Annotated in this window: 14 protein-coding genes; 9 read left to right on the top strand and 5 right to left on the bottom strand. The window is 66.5% G+C overall.

Translation table 11 applies throughout. The features are described from left to right. Positions 1-120: 120 nt before the first annotated feature. Positions 121-975, bottom strand: a complete 855-nt coding sequence (locus C666_RS03070) for an HDOD domain-containing protein (RefSeq protein WP_004333605.1) — start codon at positions 973-975, stop codon at positions 121-123. Positions 976-1,228: 253 nt separating this feature from the next. On the opposite strand from C666_RS03070, the gene C666_RS03065 reads away from it, so the two are divergent. Further along, positions 1,229-2,080: an endonuclease/exonuclease/phosphatase family protein gene (locus C666_RS03065; RefSeq protein ID WP_004333601.1), complete on the top strand. Its 852-nt coding sequence runs from the start codon at positions 1,229-1,231 to the stop codon at positions 2,078-2,080. Between the two features lie 35 nt (positions 2,081-2,115). Here C666_RS03065 and C666_RS03060 read toward each other — a convergent pair whose 3' ends face one another. The 3 genes from C666_RS03060 to C666_RS03050 form a co-directional block, all read right to left on the bottom strand. Beyond that, complete coding sequence (locus C666_RS03060; protein WP_004333600.1) at positions 2,116-2,928, bottom strand: DUF2189 domain-containing protein; 813 nt, start codon at positions 2,926-2,928, stop codon at positions 2,116-2,118. A 62-nt stretch (positions 2,929-2,990) separates the two neighbouring features. Continuing rightward, positions 2,991-3,788: an alpha/beta fold hydrolase gene (locus tag C666_RS03055; protein ID WP_004333598.1), complete on the bottom strand. Its 798-nt coding sequence runs from the start codon at positions 3,786-3,788 to the stop codon at positions 2,991-2,993. Positions 3,789-3,839: 51 nt separating this feature from the next. Then, positions 3,840-4,055, bottom strand: a complete 216-nt coding sequence (locus C666_RS03050) for a YdcH family protein (protein WP_004333596.1) — start codon at positions 4,053-4,055, stop codon at positions 3,840-3,842. Positions 4,056-4,235: 180 nt separating this feature from the next. Between C666_RS03050 and greB the strand changes: the two genes are divergently transcribed. From greB to htpG, 4 genes are all read left to right on the top strand, one after another. Next, the gene (gene greB / locus C666_RS03045; RefSeq protein ID WP_004333594.1) at positions 4,236-4,790 is read left to right on the top strand and encodes a transcription elongation factor GreB; all 555 of its coding nucleotides are present in this window, start codon (positions 4,236-4,238) and stop codon (positions 4,788-4,790) included. A gap of 163 nt (positions 4,791-4,953) precedes the next feature. Further along, positions 4,954-6,588: a methyl-accepting chemotaxis protein gene (locus tag C666_RS03040; protein WP_004333592.1), complete on the top strand. Its 1,635-nt coding sequence runs from the start codon at positions 4,954-4,956 to the stop codon at positions 6,586-6,588. A 160-nt stretch (positions 6,589-6,748) separates the two neighbouring features. Further along, entirely contained in the window at positions 6,749-8,380 is a 1,632-nt protein-coding gene (locus C666_RS03035) for a methyl-accepting chemotaxis protein (RefSeq protein WP_028792000.1), read from the top strand. 93 nt (positions 8,381-8,473) lie between these two features. Next, positions 8,474-10,408 carry a molecular chaperone HtpG gene (gene htpG, locus C666_RS03030; protein ID WP_004333588.1) on the top strand — a complete coding sequence of 645 codons (1,935 nt, stop codon included), beginning with the start codon at positions 8,474-8,476 and terminating at the stop codon, positions 10,406-10,408. A gap of 118 nt (positions 10,409-10,526) precedes the next feature. Here htpG and C666_RS03025 read toward each other — a convergent pair whose 3' ends face one another. Further along, positions 10,527-11,216, bottom strand: a complete 690-nt coding sequence (locus C666_RS03025) for a substrate-binding domain-containing protein (RefSeq protein WP_004333586.1) — start codon at positions 11,214-11,216, stop codon at positions 10,527-10,529. A 237-nt stretch (positions 11,217-11,453) separates the two neighbouring features. On the opposite strand from C666_RS03025, the gene C666_RS03020 reads away from it, so the two are divergent. The 4 genes from C666_RS03020 to C666_RS03005 all read left to right on the top strand — a co-directional run bounded on the left by C666_RS03020 (position 11,454) and on the right by C666_RS03005 (position 15,194). Beyond that, positions 11,454-12,221 (top strand): ABC transporter ATP-binding protein, encoded by a 768-nt coding sequence (locus C666_RS03020; RefSeq protein WP_004333584.1) that lies wholly within the window; start codon positions 11,454-11,456, stop codon positions 12,219-12,221. Positions 12,222-12,239: 18 nt separating this feature from the next. Then, the gene (locus tag C666_RS03015; RefSeq protein WP_004333582.1) at positions 12,240-12,962 is read left to right on the top strand and encodes an ABC transporter ATP-binding protein; all 723 of its coding nucleotides are present in this window, start codon (positions 12,240-12,242) and stop codon (positions 12,960-12,962) included. A gap of 63 nt (positions 12,963-13,025) precedes the next feature. Beyond that, entirely contained in the window at positions 13,026-14,240 is a 1,215-nt protein-coding gene (locus tag C666_RS03010; protein WP_004333575.1) for an ABC transporter substrate-binding protein, read from the top strand. A 72-nt stretch (positions 14,241-14,312) separates the two neighbouring features. Next, the gene (locus tag C666_RS03005) at positions 14,313-15,194 is read left to right on the top strand and encodes a branched-chain amino acid ABC transporter permease (protein WP_004333573.1); all 882 of its coding nucleotides are present in this window, start codon (positions 14,313-14,315) and stop codon (positions 15,192-15,194) included. The last annotated feature ends 11 nt before the right edge of the window (positions 15,195-15,205 follow it).

Here is a 15,205-nt window from a genome sequence, read left to right as displayed (position 1 = left end):
CAATCGGGCATCGGCCGCGAGATGGGGCGCGCGGTGTTCGACCAGTACACCGAGATCAAGTCGGTGCTGATGGCGCTGTGATCCACCGCCGGCCCGCAGCCCGGGCCGGCGGCGGGCAGTTCAGTGCGCGTGGGCCGGGAAGAACAGCGCCAGCCAGGCGGCGAGGTTGAGTTCGGCCTCTTCGCGGATCGGGGCGATTTCGTCGGGCGTGATGTCGAGCAGCTTCCAGACGCAGGGATCGACACACGCGCCGGTGTGCGCGCTCGAAGCGTCGAGCGCGTCGGCCTCGACGATGCAGCGTGCGAGATTGAGCGTGGCCGCGTCGCCGGCATGCTCCCCGCCCAGCCGCGGCAGGGTCTGGGTGCCGATCGCGCCGGCGAAGGTGGCGGGCACCCGCCACTGATCCATCAGCGCGGCGCCCACTTCGGCGAAGTCGCAGCCGATGATGCGCCGTTCGGCCAGATGCAGGGCCTCGCCCGTCTGCGCCGTGCTCTGGCGGGCCGTGTCCGCCAGTACGGGCGTGGTCTGGAACATGACCAGGTGGCCGATGTCGGCCAGCAGGCCGATGACGAACATCCGTTCCGCCCCCGGGCGCCCGGTGTGCTGCGTGATGGCGCGGGAGGCTAGGGCGCACAGCACGCTGTCGCGCCAGAAGCGCTTCATGTCCAGCTGCGCCGGGCGGATGCCGGTGAACACCGCGTGCAACGACATTGCCAGCACCAGATCGTGTACCTGCTGCAGGCCCAGGATCTGCACGGCGTGCACGATGTTGTCGATCTCGCCGCGGTGACCATACATCGCGCTGTTGACCAGCCGCAGCACGCGCGCGGTGAGCGCGGGGTCGGCCGAGACCAGGCGCGCGACCTCGAACGCGGAGCCGGTGGGCGATTCCAGCTGCTCGCGGATGCGGTCGTAGACGGTCGGCAGCGACGCGAGGACTTCGATCTGGCTGGCCAGTTCCTGTGCTGAATGCATGGGATGCTCCGTGAGGCGAACTGCGATTATCGGCGATTGCAGCGGATGCCGGAACGCCCGCGGCGCGAATGCGGATGGCCTGCCGCGGCCGCTTGCCCGACGATGCCGCCATCCGCCGCGCATGGAAGAGGCAGGCCGGCGCTCGCGGCAAGCCGTGCATGGGTGCAAAATTCCGTTTTCTGCGCCGTGGCCATCGCGGCGCGGCATGGCGGCATGGGCCGGATCTGCCGCTGTTTCCGAAGAGGGCTCGCCGATGAGAATCCTGAGCTGGAACATTCAATGGGGGCGCGGGGCCGATGGCCGCGTGGACCTGGCGCGCACGATCGCGGCGATCCGCGCGGCGGGTGGCTTCGACCTGATCTGCCTGCAGGAAGTAGCGTGCAATTTCGAGGGGCTGCCGGGCGGCGCGGTCGGCGACGAAGTGATGGCGCTGGCGGCGGCCTTCCCCGACCATGCGGCGGTGTTCGGCGCGGCGCTGGACGTCCCCGGCGGCCGGGGCGGGCGGGCGCTGTTCGGCAATCTGCTGCTGTCGCGCCTGCCGGTGGGCCAGGTGTTCCGCCACATGCTGCCTGCGCCGGCGGACGCCAGCGCGCCGTCGATGCAGCGGGTGTGCGTGGAGGCGGTGGTGATGGCGGCGGGCGGGCCGATCCGCGTGCTGACGACGCACCTGGAGTATTACTCGCAGCGTCAGCGCCGGGCGCAGATAGCGGCCTTGCGGGGCTTGCAGGCGGAGGCCGCGGGGCAGGCCGCGGCGCCGGCGCCGGCCAAGGGCTCGAACTCCAGCTTTGCCGCCTGGCCGCGTCCGGCCTCGGCCATCGTGTGCGGCGATTTCAACTGCGAGCCAGGCTCGGACGAGCATGCCTCGATGCAGGCGCCGATCGGCGCGGAGGTGCCGGCGTGGCGCGATGCGTGGATGGTCTGCAGGCCAGGGGTGCCCCATCCGCCGAGCGTGGGCCTGCATGGCGCGGATTGGCCCGAGCGCGCGTTCTGCTGCGATTTCTTCTTCGTCAGCGCCGACCTGGCGCCGCGCGTGCGTGCGGTCGAGGTCCTGGCCGACACCCCGGCCTCCGACCACCAGCCGGTGGTGCTGGAGCTGCTGGACTAGCGCCGCCGTCCCGCTGGCATTGGCGCGGTGCGGGCCTAACCCGGCGGCCCCTGCGGCTCGACCAGGTCGCGGTAGGCATGCCAGGTGGCGTGGCCGATGATGGGCATCATGACCACCAGGCCGACGTGGAAGGTGAGAAAGCCGAGCAGCGTCAGCGACACGATCAGCACCGCCCACACCAGCATCGTCCCGGGGTTGCGCAGCAGCGCGGAAAAGCTGGCCAGCATCGAGCTGATGGCGTCCTGGTTGCGGTCGAGCATCAGCGGGACGGCGACCACGCTGGCGGCGAAGGCGATGAAGGCGAAGACCAGGCCGACCCCGAAGTAGGCCGCGAGGAATTCCAGGTTCTCGAGGCTCAGCACCTGGCCGATGAAGTCCGACAGGTCGGGCATCTCGCCGGTATAGAACAGGGCGAACACGATCAGCGAGGCACGCGCCCACACGAGGAAGACGATGCCGAGCACGACCGCGAACACGCCAATGTTGCCGGCGTTGCGCCGCCATACCGTGAGTGTCGGCAGCAACTCGCAGGCCTCGCCGCGCTGCCTGCGGCGGCTGATCTCGTACAGGCCCATCGCGAGGAAGGGGCCGAGGATAAGAAAGCCGGAGGTCAGCGCGAAGACGTACTCGTAGGCGTGGCGAAAGGCGACCGTGAGCAGCAGGCCCATGCCGGTGAAGCAGAAGCCGTAGAACAGGCTCGGGATCGCGCAGGCTTTCAGGTCGCCCGCGCCGAGCGCGATCCAGCGCAGCGGTGCGCCGAGGGGGACGTCGCGTACGCCCGGGAAGGGCGGGGCAGGGTCGGGTTGGCCCGGCCCGCTTACGGGTGGTGGGTCGTTCTGCTGCGCCATGTTTCTCTCCTGTCGGGGCTCATCGTGGCAGCGGAACGGGGGCGCATGTGTTTGTTGTCTGTTTACAGCCCCCGCAGCAAAGCGTCGACCAGGGCTTCCGGTGCTTCCTGCATCATCGCGTGGCCGGCGCCGGCAAGCACGATCATACGCGCGCTGCAGCCTTCTTTTTCAAGCGAATCGAATAGGGGTTTTACCGAATCGGCCGGCGTCATGCGGTCGGCCCCGCCGCTGATGACGAGAGTCGGGCAGCGCACCCGGGCCGCCGCCGCCAGCCCGTCCTGCCACGCATTACAGGCGCTCAGGTCGCTGGCGAGCACGCGCGCGCCCTGCTGCTGCATGCGGCGCAGGTTGGTGGCTTCGAATTCGGCGCGGCGCGCGTCGCCCAGGATTTCCGCCGGGGCGAACGAGAACTTGTTGATGAGCGCGAATGCTTGTTCGGGGTCGTCGCGGGCCGCGTCGAGCAGGAAAGGGGAGACCGGCATCGGCACGCTGGCGCCGATCAGGGCGAGGCGGTCGATACGCGCTGGCGCCTTGCCCGCGGCGGCGAGGGCGACCAGGGAGCCCATGCTGTGGCCGCACAGCCTGATGCGCTCGTGGCCCAGCGCGTCGGCGAGGGCGAGGATCCAGCCTGCCATGGCGTCGACGTCGGGCAGCGGGCCGCCGCCGGAGCCGCCGTGTCCGGGCAGGTCGGGCATCAGGACGCGTTCGCCGCGCGTGGCGAGCCCGGCCGCGATTTCATCCCATACGGCGTGGTCGTGGCCGGCGCCATGGACGAGCAGCCAGGGGGGCGCGTCCGTGTGCTGGGGCGGGGTGTTGTCGAAGAGGGCGACAGGCTGGCCGCGGAGTTCGATTTCTTTCATCGGCGGTATCGGAAGGCGGGGTGGTCGGGGCTGCCGGGGGCGGGCGCGGCTTCAGGCGCGCTCGTCCGGTTCCAGCAGGTGTTCGATAGCGGTGATGCGGTCCTTGAGGGCGAGCTTGCGCTTCTTGAGCCGGCGCAGCATCAGTTCGTCGCCCAGCGGGAGCTGGGCCAGGCGGGTGATGGCATCGTCCAGGTCCTGGTGTTCGGTACGCAATTCATCGAGCCTGCGGTTCAGGCTGGTGACATCTTCGAAGGTTTCGTCGCTCATGATCGGTCCGCGGAGAGGGCACCCGTGGAAAGCGGGAGCGTGGTGGAAGGCTTGGCTGCGAGTGTGCCGATGGTATGCGCGGGGCCCGGTGCTGACAACCGCGGCGGACGGGTGCGCCGCCATCGGAGGGTGCGATTCCTTATCATTCGCCTGTCACGAACGGAATGGGAGCGAAGCGCAGTGAACAAGGCATTTGTAAAGGAAAGCGATGGCGATGACGACGACGAGGATGTCGCGCCCTCGCTGCGCCTGCCGGCGGGCAGCAAGAACTACATGACGCGGCGCGGCTACGACGGACTGCGCGCCGAACTGGACCAGCTCGTGCGCATCGAGCGGCCGAAGCTGGTGGAGACCGTGGCCTGGGCGGCGGGCAATGGCGACCGTTCGGAGAACGGCGACTACATTTATGGAAAGAAGCGGCTGCGCGAGATCGATCGCCGCATCCGCTTCCTGATCAAGCGCATCGAGAGTGCCGAGGTGGTCGATCCCGAGCGGCAGCAGGACCTGGAGCAGGTATTTTTCGGCGCCACGGTGAGCTTTTGCGATCTGGATACCGAGGACGAGCAGACCTGGCAGATCGTCGGCGTGGATGAAGCCGACGCGGCGCAGGGCCGCATCAGCTGGATTTCGCCGCTGGCGCGCGCGGTGCTGAAGGCACGCGTGGGGGACGTGGTGCGTTTCCAGAGCCCGGCCGGCATGCGCGAGATCGAAGTGGTGGAAATCCGCTACATCTGAGCCTCGCGTTTGATGCGGCAGTGCAATATTTCTCGATAAACAGGCTAAAGATCTGCGGCGCCGTACCGAAAACTGCTACACACGTTGTCCGTGTGTCGCCGCGTTCGGCCGGGTGTGCCTGCGCAGCGGCTTGGTTTCAAGGAAGTCCAGCGAGGAAGTGCAGATGTCGCTCAAGAATCTTTCGGTATCCCAACGATTCACCCTGATCATCGTCGCCGCCCTGTGCGGCCTGCTGTTGCTTGCGGCGCTGGGGCTGAGCGCGGTGCGCAGTGCGATGGAAGATGGCAACCGGAAATCCGTGCGCAACCTGGTCGAAAGCGTGTATGGCGTCGTCGCCCACTACGAGGGGCTCGAACGCGCGGGCCGGATGAGCCGGGCGGAAGCGCAGGCGGCCGCGGTGGAAGCCTTGCAGTCGGTACGCTACAACGGCAGCGATTATTACTATGTCTGGGGGCTGGACGGCGTTGCGGTGATGCTCCCGCCGCGCCCCGAACTGCAGGGCCAGAACCTGCTGGGCAAGATGCAGTACGGCGATGGCCGCGATCTGATCGGCGATCTCGTCGGCGTGCTCCGCTCCGCGCAGGAAGGCTATCTGATGACGGAGTTTCCGCATCCCGGATCGACCAAGCCGGTGCCCAAGCTGCAGTTCGTGAAGAAGCTCGATAACTGGGGCTGGATGGTCGGTTCGGGCATCTATGTGGACGATGTCGACAAGCAGTTCATGTCGGGCGCGCTGCGCTTCGGCGCCGTCGTCGCCGGGTTGCTGGCGGTGCTGGTGGTGTTCGCCTGGCGTGTGGCGTACAGCGTCACCAGCCAGTTGGGCGGCGAGCCGGCGTACGCGGCGCAGATCATGCAGCAGGTGGCCGATGGCGATCTGAGCGTGGACGTCAAGGTCAAGGGCGGGGCGGGCAGCCTGCTCTCCGCCCTTGCCAGCATGGTCGATCGGCTGCGCGACGTGATGCGCGGCATTGGACGGGATGCGGAAGAAGTGGCGGGCAGTTCGCGCGAGATCTCGAACGTGTCGCGTTCGGTGTTCCAGGCGACCGAGAACCAGACCAGCGCCACCGCCGCGATTGCCGCGGCAATCGAGGAAATGACCGTGAGCATCGGCCAGATCAGCGAAAACGCGCTCGGCGCGGAGCGCAACTCGGCGCGTTCGAGCGAACTGGCCGGGCAGGGCATGGCCAAGGCCGAGCATGCAGCCGGCGAGATGCATGCGATCGCCGGCACGGTCGGCGAGGCCGCGGGCAAGATCCAGCATCTGGTGAGCCGGGCCAACGAGGTCGGCACGATCGCCAGCGTGATCAAGGAGATTGCGTCGCAGACCAACCTGCTGGCGCTGAACGCGGCGATCGAAGCCGCGCGGGCCGGCGAGCAGGGGCGGGGCTTCGCCGTGGTGGCCGACGAAGTGCGCAAGCTGGCCGAGCGCACCAGCACGGCCACGGTGCAGATCGAGGAAGTCATCGCCGGCATCCAGGCCGAGACCGAAGGGACGGTCGATGCCATGGCACGCGTGTCCACGCAGGTGGAGAGCGGCGTGGGCCTGGTGATGGATGCGAGCACATCCCTGCGCACGATCAGCGAAGGAACGGTCGAGGCCCTGGCGCAGATCCACAGCGTGGCCGAAGCCACCAGCGAACAGAGTGCGGCGGCGACGGCGATCGCACAGGAGGTCGAGCAGATTGCGCAGATGGTCGAGGGGACGAGCGAATCGATGCGTTCGGCCCTGACGGCCGTGGAACAGCTCGAAAAACTGTCGGGAGTCCTGCACCAGGTGGTGGCGCGTTTCCGCGTCTGATGCGCGCCACGAGGCTGATCCCCGGCCGGCATTGTTTTCAGGGGAAAAATTTGATTTTCTGAGTAAGAAGGCAGACCGGCATACGCCCACAATGCAGCAGCGGGTATGGCGGCACGATGGCGTGCCATGTGCGTCGAACCTTTAGAGAGAGAGTAAGGACATGTCACTCAAGTCGATGCCGGTTGCGCACCGGTTGGTGCTGGTGCTGGCGATTGCGCTCGTAGGCCTGATCGTGCTTGCGGCGGATTCGCTTTACGAGGGGCGCGCCACGATGGAGGCGGGCTATGATCGCGCGGTCCGGGGGCATGTCGAGGTGGCGCACGGCATCGTCGCGCATTTCCACGGCCTCGAACAGTCGGGGGCGATGAGCCGCGACCGGGCCCAGGCCGCGGCAGTGGCAGCACTCAGGGGGCTGCGCTACGAGGGCAGCGAGTACTTCTGGATCAACGACAGCGCCACGCGCATCGTCCTGCACCCGATCCGGCCCGAGCTGGAGGGCCGGAACATGGGCGAGGAGCGGGACGCCGACGGCAAGTACCTGTTCCGTGAGTTCTCGCGCGTGGCGAACGAGTCTGGCGAAGGCGGCGTCGATTACATGTGGCCGCGTCCGGGGTCGGATGCGCCGCAGCCGAAGATGTCCTACGTGAAGATGTTCAAGCCGTGGGACTGGATCGTGGGCACCGGGGTCTATGTCGACGACATCGACCGCGAGTTCTACGCTTCGGCGCTGCGCTTCGGCGGCATCGTCGGGGGCGTGCTGGTGCTGCTGACCGTCGTCGCCTGGCGCGTGGTGCGCAGTGTGACGACCCAGCTCGGCGGCGAGCCCGCCTATGCGGCCGGGATCATGCACCGGGTGGCCGACGGCGACCTGCGCGTCGAGGTGAAGGTGGCGGGCGAGGCCGACAGCCTGCTGGGCACCTTGTCGGCGATGCTGGACAAGCTGCGCAACATGATGGGCGAGATTTCGCAGAGCGCGCGGCAGGTGGCCGGCAATTCGCACGAAATCCTCGAAGTGACGCGCTCGGTGTCGAAGTCGTCCGAGAGCCAGACCGATGCGACGGCGGCCATTGCCGCGGCGGTCGAGGAAATGACCGTGAGCATCGGCCAGATCACCGAGAGCGCGATGGGCGCCGAGCGCAATTCGTCCCATTCGGCCGAGCTGGCGGACCAGGGGGCGGTGAAGGCGGAGCATGCCGCGGGCGAGATGCGGGCGATTGCCGATACCGTGGATGAGGCCACCGGAAGGATCCAGCACCTGGTCAAGCGCGCGGACGAGGTCGGCGCGATCGCCGGCGTGATCAAGGAGATCGCGGCGCAGACCAACCTGCTGGCGCTCAATGCCGCCATCGAGGCCGCACGCGCCGGCGAGCAGGGCCGCGGCTTTGCCGTGGTGGCTGACGAGGTGCGCAAGCTGGCGGAGCGCACCAGCACCGCGACGGTGCAGATCGAGCAGGACATCGCCGGCATCCAGACCGAGACGCAGGGTACGGTGGATGCCATGTCGCGCGTATCGACGCAGGTGGGAAGCGGCATGACGCTGGTGCTCGACGTCACGACCTCGCTGCGCGAGATCGCCAGCGGGGCGGCAGAGGCCCTGCAGCAGACCCGCAGCGTGGCCGAGGCGACGGCCGAGCAGCGCGCGGCGGCAACTTCGGTTGCGCAGGAGGTCGAGCAGATCGCGCAGATGGTCGAGGGCACCAACGTTTCGATGCATTCGGCGGTGTCGGCCGTGGAGCAGCTCGAAAAGCTGTCGCTCGACCTGAGCGAGATGGTGGCGCGGTTCCGGGTCTGAGGTGTCGCACGCGCCGGGCGGGCAGGCTTGAAATCCGGCCTGTCCGCCCCCAACTGGGGCTGCGTTCGAACAACCCAGACGGAGCCTTAGAACATGTCCGAAGCTCAAACCGCCGCCTCCCAGACGCTGAACTTCCAGGCCGAGGTGAAGCAACTGCTTCATCTGATGATCCACTCGCTGTATTCCAACCGCGAGATCTTCCTGCGCGAGCTGGTCTCGAACGCGTCGGACGCATGCGACAAGCTGCGCTTCGAGGCGCTCGACGATGGCGCGCTGTACGAAGCCGATTCCGAACTGAAGATCCGCATCGGCTTCGACGCCGAGGCCAAGACCATCACCATCGCCGACAACGGCATCGGCATGAGCCGCGACGAGGCCGTTGCCCATCTCGGCACCATCGCCAAGTCGGGCACGCGCGAATTCTTCGGCCAGCTCACCGGCGACCAGAAGAAGGATGCCAACCTGATCGGCCAGTTCGGCGTCGGCTTCTATTCCGCTTTCCTCGTCGCCGATCGCGTGACCGTCCTGACCCGCCGCGCCGGCCTGCCCGCGGGTGAAGGGGTGAGGTGGGAATGCTCGATGGCCGGCGACGAAGCCGGCGCCTACACGGTCGGGCAGGTCGACAAGCCCGGCCGCGGCACCGAGATCACGCTGCACCTGCGCGAGGGCCAGGAAGACCTGCTGTCGTCGTGGAAGCTGAAGAGCCTGGTGCGCAAGTATTCCGATCACATCGTGCAGCCGATCGTGATGAAGAAGGAGGAATGGAACGAGGAGCAGAGCAAGCAGGTCCTGACCGACGAGGACGAGACCGTCAACCAGGCCAATGCGCTGTGGACGCGCCCGAAGAGCGACATCACCGACGACGAGTACACGGCTTTCTACAAGCACGTCGCGCACGACTTCGACGAGCCGCTGGCGTGGACCCACTCGCGCGTCGAGGGCCGCCACGAGTACACCAATCTGCTGTACGTGCCGAAGAACGCGCCCTTCGACCTGTGGGACCGCAATGCCCGCCACGGCATCAAGCTGTATGTGAAGCGCGTGTTCATCATGGACGATGCCGAGAAGCTGATGCCGACCTACCTGCGTTTCGTGCGCGGCGTGGTCGATTCGGCGGATCTGCCGCTCAACGTGTCGCGCGAGATCCTGCAGGAGTCGAAGGACATCGACACCATCCGCTCGGGCTGCACGAAGAAGGTGCTGTCCATGCTCGAAGGCCTCGCCAACAGCGACGAGGCAGCGGATAGGGAAAAGTACGCCACGTTCTGGAAAGCCTTCGGCAAGGTGCTGAAGGAGGGCGTGGGCGAGGATTTCGCCAACAAGGAGAAGGTCGCCGGCCTGCTGCGCTTCGCCTCGACCCAGCTCGATACCGCCGACGAGGTGGTGTCGCTCGCCGATTACATCGGCCGCATGAAGGAAGGCCAGGACAAGATCTACTACGTCACCGCCGAATCCTTCAACGCCGCGAAGAACAGCCCGCATCTCGAAGTGTTCCGCAAGAAGGGCATCGAAGTGCTGCTGCTGTCGGACCGCGTCGATGAGTGGGTGACGGGCAACCTGACCGAGTTCGACGGCAAGCCGCTGGTGTCGGTCGCCAAGGGCGGCCTCGACCTGGGGGCGCTTGAAGACGAGGCCGAGAAGAAGGAGGCCGAGAAGGCCGCCGACGAGTACAAGGAGCTGCTCGACAAGATGAAGGCGAGCTTGGGCGAGCGCGTCAAGGATGTGAAGGTGACGCTGCGCCTGACCGATTCGCCGGCCTGCCTGGTCGCCGACGAGCACGATCTGGGCATGAATCTGGCCCGCATCCTGAAGGCGGCGGGGCAGGACGCGCCGGTGTCGAAGCCGATCCTCGAGATCAACCCCGGCCATCCGGCGGTGCTGCGCCTGAAGTACGAAGACAAGAACTTCGACGACTGGGCCGCGGTGCTGTTCGATCAGGCGCTGCTGGCCGAGGGTGGCACGCTCGACGATCCGGCAACCTTCGTCAAGCGCATCAACCAGTTGATGATGGCGATGAGCGGGAACTGATGCACCGGTCGGCCACCGTGCCGGCCTGGTGTTCGTGGCAGTGAAAGGAAAGCGGCGGGGCGGATGCCCCGCCGCTTTTTTGCGTCGACCGGCGGGCGTTGCGGGGAGTTGCCGCGTATCAGGCCGGCTCCATGCCGTTGCGGCGCTTGGCTTCGTCGGCTGCGGGCGAAGTGAGGAAGGCGAGCAGCTCGCGCACGGCATCCGGCTGGGTGCAGGCGAGGGGCACGCCGGCGGAAAAAGTGGTCAGGATCTGGATTTCGGGCGGCAGCGGGCCGAGTACGTCGATGCCTGCCAGGTGCATCAGCTCGCTCAACTGCTGGAAGCCGAGTTCCACCTCGCCCTTGGCGACCAGCGAGCCGACCGGCACGCCCGGCGGGGCCTGCACGATGCGCCCGGCGATATCTCCGGCGATGCCCCAATCCTGGAACAGCCTGGCCAGCGCCACGCCGCTGGGGCCGGTCGAATAGCTGAGCGTGCGCGCGGCCAGCACGGCATCGCGCAATGCCGTTTCCGAGCCGATGTCGGGGTGGGCTGCGCCCGCGCGGACGGCGACGGCGATGCCGGATTCGGCCAGGTCGGCGCGGCTGCCGGCACGCACATGGCCCGATGCGATCAGCTTGTCGATCGCGTTCGAGGCCAGCACCACGAGGTCGAAGGCTTCTCCGGATTCGACCCGCTTCGCGGCATCGACGCCGCCGATCGATTCGACGTCTACACGGTGGGGGGAAACCTGGTGAAAGGCGTCCGCCAGGTCGGAGAGGATCTGGCGGGTGGCCATGGAAGAGATGACTTTGATCTGGGCTGCCATGCAGCGATCTCCGGAAAGTACGGTGTTCTGGAATGCCCGCCGGGCGGGCGGTCGGGATTAGACCACAACTCGCGCGCCTGCCCGGCGACGGGGGGCTGCTGCAATCCGGGTAAACGATGCTTGCCCGGGCCAGCGCGGAGCGGAAAACTGACGACAAATAAAAAAAAGATATAGAGTGATACATAAGATTCATTTCCGCCCCGGTGATGACGCCGGAGCGGCCTCCCGGAACGGAACATGAGCGAGTTCATTCTCGAAACGAACGGCCTGACGAAGGAGTTCAAGGGCTTCGTGGCCGTCTCGAATGTCGACCTGAAAGTGCAGCGGGGGCACATTCATGCCTTGATCGGCCCCAATGGCGCAGGCAAGACCACGGTCTTCAATCTGCTGACCAAGTTCCTGCCGCCAACGTCGGGGAGCATCCTGTTCGAGGGCCAGGACATCACCCGCGAGGCACCGGTCGTCACCGCGCGGCGCGGCATGGTCCGCTCCTTCCAGATTTCGGCGACCTTTCCCAACCTGACGGTGCTCGAGAACGTGCGCATCGGCCTGCAGCGCACGCTGGGCACCGAATTCCATTTCTGGCGCTCGAAGAAGTCGCTGGACGTGCTCAACGGGCGCGCGATGGAACTGCTCGAATCGGTGGATCTGGCCGGCTTCGCCGACACGGTCACGGTCGAGATGCCCTACGGCCGCAAGCGTGCGCTGGAGATCGCCACCACGCTGGCGCTCGATCCGAAGATGATGCTGCTCGACGAGCCCACGCAGGGCATGGGCAGCGAGGACATCGCGCGCGTGGTGGAGCTGATCCGCAAGGTGTCGGCGAACCGGACCATCCTGATGGTCGAGCACAACCTGTCGGTGGTCGCCAACCTGTGCGACCGCATCACCGTGCTGACGCGTGGCAGCATCCTCGCCGAAGGTCCGTATGCCGAGGTGTCGAAAAATCCCAAGGTGCTCGAGGCCTATGTCGGTTCCGACGACATCAACGACGCCCACCACTGATCCGTTGCGAACGCAGACATGACCAGCGCTTTCCATCCTCATCCCGAAATGCTGCGGATCCACGATCTGCATGCCTTCTATGGCGAATCGCACATCCTTCACGGCATCGACCTGCAGGTGGCGCGCGGCGAATGCGTGACCCTGCTCGGGCGCAACGGCTCCGGCCGGTCGACGACGCTGAAATCCATCCTCGGCCTGGTCGGGCGGCGCAGTGGCTCGATCATGGTCAATGGCAAGGAGGCCATCGCCGAGCCGACGCACCGCATGGCGCGCTACGGCGTGGGCTACGTGCCGGAGGAGCGGGCCATCTTCGCTTCGCTGTCGTGCGAGGAAAACCTGCTGCTGCCGCCGCAGGTGGCCAGTGGCGGCATGTCCCTGGACGAGATCTACCGCATGTTTCCGAACCTGCTCGAACGGCGCCACAGCCCGGGCACCAAGCTGTCGGGCGGCGAGCAGCAGATGCTGGCGATGGCACGCGTGCTGCGCACCGGCGCCAAGCTGCTGCTGCTCGACGAAATCACCGAGGGCCTGGCGCCGGTCATCGTCAAGAAGCTGGGCGAGATCATCGTCGAACTCAAGTCCCGCGGTTTCACCATCGTGCTGGTCGAGCAGAATTTCCGCTTCGCCGCGCCGCTGGCCGATCGCCACTACGTGCTGGAGCACGGGGAAATCATCGCCACCATCTCCGCCGACGAATTGCCCGGACGCATGGACTGGCTGCACCAGACGCTGGGGGTTTGAGCGGCGTTCCGCCGCCCGGCTCCGCGTATCACCACTCGAGAAAGAAGAGGACGGGAGACTACGATGCACATGAAGAAGCTGACGACGCTGGCCTGCACGGCCGCCCTTGCGACGCTGTCGGGGGCGGCAAGCGCGCAGATTTCCGGCAACACGGTGAAGATCGGCGTGCTGACCGACATGTCCGGTACCTATTCGGACGTGGCGGGGCCGGGAACGGTGATCGCCACGCAGATGGCGATCGACGATTTCATCGCCGAGGCCAAGCCGGCATTCAAGGTCGAGATGGTTTCCGCCGACCACCAGAACAAGGCCGACATCGCATCGAACAAGGCGCGCGAGTGGTTCGAGCGCGAAGGCGTCGATACCGCCACCGAACTGGTGACGACGTCCACCGCGCTGGCGGTGATGAAGATCGGCAAGGAGATGAACAAGGTGGTGCTGATGAACGGCCCCGCGTCGACGCCGATCACCAACGAGCAGTGCAACGACGTCAGCGTGCACTACACCTACGATACCTATGCGCTGGCCAACGGCACCGCCAAGGCGGTGACGCAGCAGGGCGGCAAGACCTGGTTCTTCCTGACCGCCGACTATGCCTTCGGCCAGGCGCTGGAGAAGGACTCCTCCGCGGTCGTCGTCGCCAACGGCGGCAAGGTGCTGGGCTCGGTGCGCCATCCGTTCCCGGCGTCCGACTTCTCGTCCTTCCTGCTGCAGGCGCAGGCGTCGGGTGCGCAGATCATCGGTCTGGCCAACGCCGGTGCCGACACCACCAACGCGATCAAGCAGGCGGCCGAATTCGGCGTCACGCCCAAGCAGCAGCTCGCCGGCCTGCTGATGTTCATCTCGGACGTGCATTCGCTGGGGCTGAAGAACGCGCAGACGATGTACCTGACCACCGGCTTCTACTGGGATCTCGACGACGAGACGCGTGCGTGGTCGAAGCGCTTCTTCGACAAGCACAAGCGCATGCCGACGATGGTCCAGGCAGGCCAGTATTCGTCGATCCTGCACTATCTGCGCGCGATCAACGCGATTGGCACGGATGACACGGCCAAAGTCATGGCGCAGATGAAAAAGACGCCGATCAAGGATTTCTTCGCCAAGAATGGCCGCATCCGCGAGGACGGCCGCATGGTGCACGACATGTATCTGGCGCAGGTGAAGACGCCGGAAGAATCGAAGGGGCCGTGGGACTACTACCACATCCGCGCCACGATCCCGGCGGAAGAGGCCTTCCAGCCCTTGTCCGAATCGCGCTGCCCGCTGGTGAAGAAGTGACCTGATCGCGGCACGGACCGCACTTCACTGCGCACCGGGGCGGGCAGGCCCGTCCCGGTGCGGGAGTCTCGTATGGAAATATTCGGTGTCCCCAGCGCGCTGCTCGGCAGCCAGTTGCTGGTCGGGCTGATCAACGGCTCGTTCTACGCCGTCCTCAGCCTCGGCCTGGCGATCATCTTCGGGCTGCTCAACATCATCAACTTCGCCCACGGGGCGCAGTACATGATGGGGGCTTTCGTCGCCTGGATCGCGCTGACCAAGTTCGGCGTCAATTACTGGGTGGCGCTGTTGCTGTCGCCGCTCATCATCGGCGCCGTGGGCGTGGTGCTCGAACGCACGATGCTGCGCAAGCTGTACAAGCTGGACCATCTCTACGGGCTGCTGCTCACCTTCGGCCTGGCGCTGATCTTCGAAGGGCTGTTCCGCGACCAGTACGGCATTTCCGGCCAGTCCTATCCCGTGCCCGACTTGCTGCAAGGCGGCGTCAACCTGGGCTTCATGTTCCTGCCCATCTATCGCGGCTGGGTCGTGGTGGCGGCGCTGACGGTGTGCTTCGGCACCTGGTTCATCATCGAAAAGACCAAGCTCGGCGCTTATCTGCGCGCCGGCACCGAGAATCCGCAGATCGTCCAGGCGCTCGGCATCAACGTGCCCTTGCTGATCACCTTCACCTACGGTTTCGGCGTCGCGCTCGCCGCCTTCGCCGGTGTGCTGGCGGCGCCGATCTACCAGGTGAGCCCGCTGATGGGGTCGAACCTGATCATCGTGGTGTTCGCCGTGGTGGTGATCGGCGGCATGGGGTCGATCATGGGATCCATCCTGACCGGCCTCGGGCTGGGCCTGATCGAGGGCCTGACGCGGGTGTTCTACCCCGAGGCGTCGGCGGTGGTGGTGTTCGTGATCATGGTGCTCGTGCTGCTGGTGCGGCCGGCCGGCCTGTTCGGCAAGGCCTGAGCGAATCGATG

Origin of the sequence: Thauera linaloolentis 47Lol = DSM 12138, from assembly GCF_000310205.1 — a bacterium.
Taxonomy (GTDB): domain Bacteria; phylum Pseudomonadota; class Gammaproteobacteria; order Burkholderiales; family Rhodocyclaceae; genus Thauera; species Thauera linaloolentis.
The sequence above is the reverse complement of the archived record's forward strand: the minus strand, read 5'-3'. Positions and strand labels throughout refer to the sequence as shown.